4 protein-coding genes are annotated in these 8,901 nt (G+C 72.7%); 1 reads left to right on the top strand and 3 read right to left on the bottom strand.

All coding sequences use genetic code 11. The features are described 5' to 3' along the window. From G3I42_RS16655 to G3I42_RS16645, 3 genes are all read right to left on the bottom strand, one after another. Positions 1 to 1,466 (bottom strand): maltokinase (locus G3I42_RS16655; protein ID WP_239096499.1); only part of this gene is annotated, 1,466 nt, incomplete at its 3' end. A 342-nt stretch (positions 1,467 to 1,808) separates the two neighbouring features. Continuing rightward, positions 1,809 to 3,533, bottom strand: a complete 1,725-nt coding sequence (treS, locus tag G3I42_RS16650; protein WP_093587572.1) for a maltose alpha-D-glucosyltransferase — start codon at positions 3,531 to 3,533, stop codon at positions 1,809 to 1,811. Then, the gene (locus tag G3I42_RS16645) at positions 3,530 to 5,530 is read right to left on the bottom strand and encodes an alpha-1,4-glucan--maltose-1-phosphate maltosyltransferase (RefSeq protein ID WP_164286772.1); all 2,001 of its coding nucleotides are present in this window, start codon (positions 5,528 to 5,530) and stop codon (positions 3,530 to 3,532) included. Before G3I42_RS16645 ends, treS begins: the two co-directional genes overlap by 4 nt. Before the next feature lie 677 nt (positions 5,531 to 6,207). Here G3I42_RS16645 and glgP point away from each other — a divergent pair. Further along, complete coding sequence (glgP, locus tag G3I42_RS16640) at positions 6,208 to 8,847, top strand: alpha-glucan family phosphorylase (RefSeq protein ID WP_164286763.1); 2,640 nt, start codon at positions 6,208 to 6,210, stop codon at positions 8,845 to 8,847. Positions 8,848 to 8,901 lie beyond the last annotated feature (54 nt).

Below are 8,901 nucleotides of genomic sequence, written 5' to 3'. Positions count from 1 at the left end.
GCGGGCTCCGGGTCCCGCGTCTCGCGCGCGGTGTGCGCCTCCCGCGCCTCGCGCGCCTGCGAGTCCCCCGCGAGCCGCGCGATCGCCGCGAGCGGGACCGGGAGCCAGTCGGGCCGGTGCCGGGCCTCGTACAGGACCTCGTACACCGCCTTGTCCGTCTCGTACGCGGTGAGCAGGTCCGCGTCCTCGCGCGGGTCGCGGCCGGCGATCTCCGCGTACCCCTCGCAGTAGGCGGCGCGGCAGGCCGTGGCCCACTCCGGCGCCCACGGTTCGTGCGAGCGGGCCGCGTAGTCGAAGGAGCGCAGCATCCCGGCCACGTCGCGCACGGGCGGGAAGGCGTGGCGGCGCTCGGCGAGCGGCCTGGCCGGCTCGCCCTCGAAGTCGATGAGCGACCAGTAGCCCTCCGCCGAGCGCAGGCACTGCCCGAGGTGCAGGTCGCCGTGGACGCGCTGCGCGGTCCACGTGCGGCCCTCGCGGCCCGCCAGGGCCAGCCGCGCGAACGCGGCGCGCAGCCCCGGCACGTACGGCTGGAGCTCGGGCACCGCCGCCGCGGCCTCCTCCAGGCGCCGCGTCATGTCCCCGGCGAGCGCGGCGAGCTGCCCGGGGCCGAGGGTCATGGCGGGCAGGGCCGTGGCGAGCGCCGTGTGCACCTCGGCCGTCGCCCTCCCGAGCGCCCGCGCGTCGGCGGTGAAGTCCTCGCCCGCGGCGAGCCGCCGCAGCGCCAGCTCCCAGCCGTCGTCCGAACCCTTCAGGAAGGGCTGGAGCACGCCGAGCACGTACGGCTCGCCGCCCGCGCCGCCCTCCGGCTCCGCCTGCATCCACGCGACCGGCGCGGGCACCCGCGCGCACCCCTGCCGCGAGAGCACGAGAGGCAGTTCCAGGTCCGGGTTGGCGCCGGGGACGACCCGACGGAAGAGTTTGAGGATGAACGTATCTCCGTACACGAGCGAGGAGTTGGACTGCTCCGAGCCGAGCGGCCTCGGTGTGAGGCCGCCCGGGATCGTGGTCCGCGCGTCGTGCCCGAAGCGCAGGGCGCCGAGCCGGCCCGGCAGTCGCATCCGTTCCAGGAGGAGTTCGGCCGGGCGCGGGTCCTGGAGCGCCTCGTAGACGACGTGCCCGGCGAAGGGCCCGGACTCCGGGCGGCCGATGCGCGCGTGCGCGAGGTGCGGCGGCAGCGCGCTCCGTACGCCGAGCAGGAGCTGGTAGCAGTCGCCCGGGCGGTCCGCGTCCTGGTCGGCGCGGACCAGGAGATGGAGGAGGCCGGGGCCGCCCCCGCGCCCGCCGCGCCAGGGCAGCAGTTCGGTGAGTGAGACGAGGGTGAAGCCGGTGACGGGGCGGCCCTTGCCGGCGAACCAGCGCTGCCGGGGCAGCCAGTCGCGCAGCAGCGGGTCGATCGAGGCGAGCAGTTCCCCCGGGTCCGGGACGGGGCTGGGGGAAGGGACGAGCGTCCTTGGGGCATCCGACATGGCGGCGGTCGTGTCCTTTCCCCGGGTACACCAGCAGGTTCACGCGCCCCGCGCGAAGCGGTAAGACCCTGGCGCGCAGGCCCCACGGTGACCGGTGGGGCAGTAGGGAGAAGTCCGTACGGTGACGGGCCGTTCGCTGGGCCGACCCGTCGGTGGTGCCGGTATTCCGGGAGGGTGCCCGGGGTGGGACACAGTATGCGGGTCGGGACCCAACGGACGTACGGGTCTGGTACGGGATTTCCCTGGCCGAAACCATACGGGCACGTGGGGGACGCGGCGACCGCAGCGCCGCCGCCCCGCACGCGTGTCGCGGCCCCCGCGCGGGGCGGGGGCCGCGCCCGTTCAGCGCTCGGCGGGGTCCTTGCGCAGCCGGAACCAGTAGAAGCCGTGACCCGCGAGGGTGAGCAGGTACGGCAGTTCACCGATCGCGGGGAAGCGCACACCACCGATGAGTTCCACCGGATGGCGGCCCGCGTACGCCTGGAGGTCCAGCTCGGTGGGCTGGGCGAAGCGCGAGAAGTTGTGCACGCACAGCACCAGGTCGTCCGAGGTCCCGTCCTCCGAGCGCAGCTCGCGCAGGAAGGCGAGGACCGCCGGGTTCGAGGACGGCAGCTCCGTATACGAACCGAGCCCGAAGGCGGGGTTCTGCTTGCGGATCTCGATCATGCGGCGGGTCCAGTGCAGGAGCGAGGCCGGGGCGGACATCGCCGCCTCGACGTTCGTCACCTGGTAGCCGTAGACCGGGTCCATGATGGTCGGCAGGAAGAGCCTGCCCGGGTCGCAGGAGGAGAACCCGGCGTTGCGGTCGGGCGTCCACTGCATCGGGGTGCGCACCGCGTCGCGGTCGCCGAGCCAGATGTTGTCCCCCATGCCGATCTCGTCCCCGTAGTACAGGATGGGGGAGCCGGGCAGCGAGAGCAGCAGCGCGGTGAACAGCTCGATCTGGTCGCGGTCGTTGTCGAGCAGCGGCGCGAGGCGGCGGCGGATGCCGATGTTGGCGCGCATCCGCGGGTCCTTGGCGTACTCCGCGTACATGTAGTCGCGTTCTTCGTCCGTCACCATTTCGAGGGTCAGCTCGTCGTGGTTGCGCAGGAAGATGCCCCACTGGCACCCGGCCGGGATCGCCGGGGTCTTGGCGAGGATTTCCGAGACGGGGTAGCGCGATTCGCGCCGCACGGCCATGAAGATGCGCGGCATGACCGGGAAGTGGAAGGCCATGTGGCACTCGTCGCCGCCCTTGGAGAAGTCGCCGAAGTAGTCGACGACGTCCTCGGGCCACTGGTTGGCCTCCGCGAGGATCACGGTGTCCGGGTAGTGCGCGTCCACCTCGGCCCGTACCCGCTTGAGCATCTCGTGCGTCGCGGGCAGGTTCTCGCAGTTGGTGCCCTCCTCGGCGTAGAGGTAGGGGACCGCGTCGAGGCGGAAGCCGTCGATGCCGAGGTCCAGCCAGAAGCGCAGCGCCGCGATGATCTCCTCCTGCACGGCCGGGTTCTCGTAGTTGAGGTCCGGCTGGTGCGAGAAGAAGCGGTGCCAGTAGTACTGCTTGCGGACCGGGTCGAAGGTCCAGTTGCTCGCCTCGGTGTCGACGAAGATGATCCGCGCGTCGCTGTACGCCTTGTCGTCGTCGGCCCAGACGTAGTAGTCGCCGTACGGGCCTTCGGGGTCCTTGCGGGACTCCTGGAACCACATGTGCTGATCGCTCGTGTGGTTCATGACGAAGTCGATGATGACGCGCATGCCGCGCTGGTGCGCCGCGTCCACGAACTCGACGAAGTCGGCGAGGTCCCCGAACTCGGGGAGCACGGCGGTGTAGTCGGAGACGTCGTAGCCGCCGTCACGCAGCGGGGACTGGAAGAAGGGCGGGAGCCACAGGCAGTCCACGCCGAGCCATTGCAGGTAGTCCAGCTTCGCGGTGATGCCCTTGAGGTCGCCGACTCCGTCGCCGTTGCTGTCCTGGAAGGACCGGACGAGGACCTCGTAGAAGACGGCGCGTTTGAACCAGTCGGGATCGCGGTCCTTGCGCGGGGTGTCCTCGAAGGTGTCGGGAACGGGCTCGTTGACGATCATGATGCGGGTGACCCTCCGATCAGCGGGGACGGTCGCAGGGTGAACACGTGCGCGGGCGTGGTGCCCGGCTCTAGGCGCACGTAGTTGGCCCTGCCCCAGTGGTAGGTCTCGCCGGTGAGCGCGTCGCGCACCGGGACGGTCTCGTGCCAGTCCAGGCCGAGCGCCGGCATGTCCAACGAGATCGTCGCCTCCTGGGTGTGGTGGGGATCGAGGTTCGCGACCACGAGCACGACGTCGTTGCCCGCCCGTTTGGAGTACGCGATGACCTGGTCCTGATCCGCGTGGTGGAAGTGCACCCGGCGCAGTTGCTGGAGCGCCGGGTGCAGCCTGCGCAGCCGGTTGAGCTTCGTGATCAGCGGGGCCAGCGAGCGTCCCGCGCGCTCGGCCCCTTCCCAGTCACGCGGTTTGAGCTGGTACTTCTCCGAGTCCAGGTACTCCTCGGAGCCGGGCCTCAGCGCCTGGTTCTCGTACAGCTCGAAGCCCGCGTACACCCCCCACGTGGGGGAGAGCGTCGCTCCGAGCACGGCCCGCGTGGCGAACGCGGGCGGCCCGCCGTCCTGGAGGTAGCCGTGCAGGATGTCCGGGGTGTTGACGAAGAAGTTGGGCCGCATGACCCACGCCGATTCACCCGCCAGCTCCTGCGCGTACTCCGTCAGCTCCTGCTTCGTGTTACGCCAGGTGAAGTACGTGTACGACTGCTGGAAGCCGACCGCGGCGAGGGTGCGCATCATCGCCGGGCGGGTGAACGCCTCCGCCAGGAAGATCACGTCCGGATCGCGCCCGTTGATCTCCGCGATCACCTTCTGCCAGAAGACGACCGGCTTCGTATGCGGATTGTCCACCCGGAAGATCCGCACCCCGTGGTCCATCCAGAAGCGCAGGACGCGGCACGTCTCGGCGATCAGGCCGGGCATGTCCTTGTCGAAGGCGATGGGGTAGATGTCCTGGTACTTCTTCGGCGGGTTCTCGGCGTACGCGATCGAGCCGTCCGGGCGGTGGTGGAACCACTCCGGGTGCTCCTTGACCCACGGGTGGTCCGGCGAGCACTGGAGCGCGAAGTCGAGCGCGATCTCCAGGCGCAGCTCACGGGCCCGCGCCACGAAGGCGTCGAAGTCGTCCAGCGTGCCCAGCTCCGGGTGCACCGCGTCGTGCCCGCCGTCCGCCGAACCGATCGCCCACGGCACGCCCACGTCCTCGGGCGTCGGGTCGAGCGAGTTGTTGCGGCCCTTGCGGTGCGTCGTCCCGATCGGGTGGATGGGCGGCAGGTAGACGACGTCGAAGCCCATCGCGGCGACCGCCGGCAGCCGCTCGGCCGCCGTCCGGAACGTTCCCGAGCGGCTGCGCCCGTCCGCGGTGACCCGCGCCCCCTCGGAGCGCGGGAAGAACTCGTACCAGGACCCGACGAGCGCCCGGCGCCGCTCCACCAGCAGCTTGAGCGGTTTCGAGGAGCTGACCAGCTCGCGCAGCGGGTGCCGGTCCAGGACCTCCACCACCTCCGGCGCGAGCGCGGCGGCGAGCCGCTGCCCCGGTGTGCGCGAGGTGTCGCGCAGCGCGTCGGCGGCGGCGAGCACCACCTCGCGCTTCCCGTCCTGCTTGGGGACCTTGCGCGCGGCGCGCTCGTGGAGCAGCGCGCCCTCCTCCAGGACGAGCGCGGTGTCGATCCCGGCGGGCACCTTGATGCCGGCCGCGTGACGCCAGGTGGCGAGCGGATCGCTCCAGCCCTCCACCTTGTACGTCCAGCGCCCCTCGACGTCCGGGGTCACCTCGGCGCCCCAGCGGTCGGTGCCCGGGGCGAGTTCCCGCATGGGAATCCACGGGCCCGGACGGCCGTCGGGGGACTTCAGGACGACATTGGCCGCGACGGCGTCGTGGCCCTCGCGGAAGACGGTGGCACTGATCTCGAAGGTCTCGCCGACGACGGCCTTGGCGGGCCTGCGGCCGCAGTCGACGAGCGGGGACACATCCAGCACGGGGATGCGGCCGATCGGGGTTTTCACGGCATCACCTGGTGACGTAGCGGGTGCGGGTGCGGGTGCGGGTGCGGGTGCGGGTGCGGGTGCGGGTGCGGGTGCGGGTGGTCGGGCGGTGCGGCGGGGCTGGGCGGGTGCGTCCCGCGCGGACCGGTCCCGTCGCGGCCCGGACCGTCCGGTCCCTTCGGGCCCCGCGGCGACCGCCCGCGCCTTCGCACCGTCTATCGGCAGCGCGGACCCGTCCGTTGACCGGGTCTTCACCCGATTCCCTCTCCGGTGTCCCTGGGGCATGGCCGCTCCTGTCCGCGTTCACCCGAGTGGGTGGATGGAAAAGGGGTGCTGCGGTGGGCTACCGCGGAAGCCTTCCCCCGGTATCCGTATGGGCAACCCGACGGCGTGTTAACTACTCGCTCATCAACACGGACACGATTCCGGCCACGTCACACGGCACCCGGGGGTGCGGCCCCGCCTCATCGGATTGTGGCTGGTGGGCGGGGACGCGGCGATTCGGTGGGCGCATTTGAGGGGCGCGGGGAGCGTACGGGGCACCGGCGCGCGCCGTGGTTGGCGCGGTACCCCCCGCGCTAGGGTCGCCGGGAAGCGGCCTTTGTCCCGGTAACGGAGCGGGTGGCGGTCCTGGTGACCCCCCCCGGGCCGGCCGGTGACGGGCGCTCTGTTCAGCTTCCTGACGCGAAGGCGGCACCGTGAAGGCCATCCGACGATTCACCGTCCGGCCCGTACTCCCCGAACCCCTGCGCCCGCTCGACGCACTCGCCCGCAACCTGCGCTGGTCCTGGCACCCCCCGACGCGTGAGGTGTTCCGCGCCGCCGACCCCGTCCTGTGGGAGGAGAGCGGCCAGGACCCGCTGCGCCTGCTCGCCGCGCTGCCCCAGGACCGGCTCGCCACCCTCGCCGCCGACGAGCGCTACGTACGGCGCCTCGGCGAGGCCGCCGCCGCACTGGACACGTACCTCTCCGACGGCCGCTGGTACCAGGAGCAGGACCCCGCGGCGCTGCCCGGCGCGATCGCCTACTTCTCGCCCGAGTTCGGCGTCACCGCGGCGCTCCCGCAGTACTCGGGCGGCCTCGGCATCCTCGCCGGGGACCACCTCAAATCGGCCAGCGACCTCGGCGTCCCGCTCATCGGCGTCGGCCTCCTCTACCGGCACGGCTACTTCCGCCAGTCCCTCTCGCGCGAGGGCTGGCAGCAGGAGACGTACCCCGTGCTCGACCCGGGCGAGCTGCCGCTCACGCTCCTGCGCGAGGCCGACGGGACCCCCGCCGAGGTCGCCCTCACGCTCCCCGCCGGGCGCGTCCTGCGGGCCAGGATCTGGCGCGCCGCGGTCGGCCGCGTACCGCTCCTGCTCCTCGACTCGGAGGTGGAGGACAACGACCGCGCGGCCCGCGAGGTGACCGACCGGCTCTACGGCGGCGGCAGCGAGCACCGCCTCCACCAGGAGATGCTGCTCGGCATCGGCGGCGTCCGCGCCGTCCGCGCCTACTGCCGCCTCACCGGCCACCCCGAGCCGGAGGTGTTCCACACGAACGAGGGACACGCGGGCTTCCTCGGCCTCGAACGCGTGCACGAACTGCTGACCAGCGAGAACCCCGCGCACCCCGACTTCGCCACCGCGCTCGAAGCCGTCCGCGCCGGCACCGTCTTCACCACCCACACCCCCGTCCCCGCCGGCATCGACCGCTTCGACGCCGAGCTGATCGCCCGCCACTTCGGCCCGAGCGCCGAACTGCCCGCGCTCGACGTCGAGGACGTGCTGCGCCTGGGCCGCGAGACGTACGAGGGCGGCCAGCCGCACCTGTTCAACATGGCCGTCATGGGCCTGCGCCTCGCCCAGCGCGCCAACGGCGTCTCGACCCTGCACGGGCAGGTCAGCCGCGAGATGTTCGCGGGGCTGTGGCCCGGCTTCGACGCCGAGGACGTACCGATCACCTCCGTCACCAACGGCGTGCACGCGGCCACCTGGGTCGCCCCCGAGGTCTTCGCGCTCGGCGCCGGACGCATCGGCGCCGCGCGCGCCGAGGAGGCCATGGCGGTCGGTGGCTCGCCCCGCTGGGACGCCGTCGCGGACATCCCCGACACGGACATCTGGGGGGTACGCGGACAGCTCCGCGCCCGCCTCGTCGGCGAGGTCCGCCGCCGCCTGGCCGCCTCCTGGCGCCAGCGCGGCGCGGGCGCGGCCGAACTCGGCTGGATCGAGGGGGTCCTCGACCCGGATGTCCTCACGATCGGTTTCGCGCGCCGCGTCCCCTCGTACAAGCGCCTCACCCTCATGCTCCGCGACCGCGAGCGCCTCACGCGCCTCCTGCTCCACCCCGAGCGCCCCGTGCAGATCGTCGTCGCGGGCAAGGCGCACCCGGCCGACGACGGCGGCAAACGCCTCGTGCAGGAACTCGTCCGCTTCGCCGACGACCCGCGCGTGCGCCACCGCGTCGTCTTCCTGCCGGACTACGGCATGGGCATGGCGCAGACCCTCTACCCCGGCTGCGACGTGTGGCTCAACAACCCGCTGCGCCCGCTGGAGGCGTGCGGCACGAGCGGCATGAAGGCCGCGCTCAACGGCGCGCTCAACCTCTCCGTCCTGGACGGCTGGTGGGACGAGTGGTACGAGCCCGACTTCGGCTGGGCGATCCCCACCGCCGACGGCAGCGCCCACCTCGACGAAGAGCGCCGCGACGACCTGGAGTCGGAGGCCCTCTACCGCCTCCTGGAGGAACGCGTCGCGCCGCGCTTCTACGACCGCGACGCGCAGGGCCTGCCGGGGCGCTGGATCGAGATGGTGCGCCGCACCCTCACGGGCCTCGGGCCCAAGGTCCTCGCCGGGCGCATGGTCCGCGGCTACGTGGAGGACCTCTACGCCCCCGCCGCGCGCGCCCACCGCGCCCTCACTCCCGAGGCGGCCGGGCAGCTCGCCGCGTGGAAGGCGAAGGTGCGCGGGAGCTGGGGGCAGGTGGCGATCGAACAGCCGGAGACGACGGCGACGGCCACGGGCGCCGAGTACGGGGCGAGCCTGGGGCTGCGCGCGCACGTCTCGCTCGGGGCGCTCGCGCCCGAGGACGTCGAGGTGCAGGTCGTCTCCGGGCGCGTCGACGCGGACGACCGGATCAGCGAGCCGCACACGGTGCCGCTCAAGCCGGTCGGGGCCGGGCCCGACCTGGAGGGCCGCTGGACGTACGAGGGTCCGCTCGCGCTCGACCGCACGGGGAGCTTCGGCTACACGGTGCGCGTCCTGCCCGCCCACCGGCTCCTCGCCTCGCCCGCCGAACTGGGGCTCGTGGCGGTACCGGCGGAGGCGAAGGGGGACGGGGGAGGCGTGCTGATGCGGTGAGGGCGGTGCGCGTGTCGGAGGAGCGCGGTGCGTTGATCCGATGAACGGGATGAA

The sequence above is a fragment of the Streptomyces sp. SID11385 genome (assembly GCF_010548245.1).
In the GTDB taxonomy this organism is placed as follows: Bacteria; Actinomycetota; Actinomycetes; order Streptomycetales; family Streptomycetaceae; genus Streptomyces.
The sequence above is the reverse complement of the archived record's forward strand: the minus strand, read 5'-3'. Positions and strand labels throughout refer to the sequence as shown.

Bases quoted from the DNA above. Each gene is read 5' to 3' on its own strand.
- treS (WP_093587572.1), bottom strand. From the start codon at position 3,533: ATGATCGTCAACGAGCCCGTTCCCGACACCTTCGAGGACACCCCGCGC.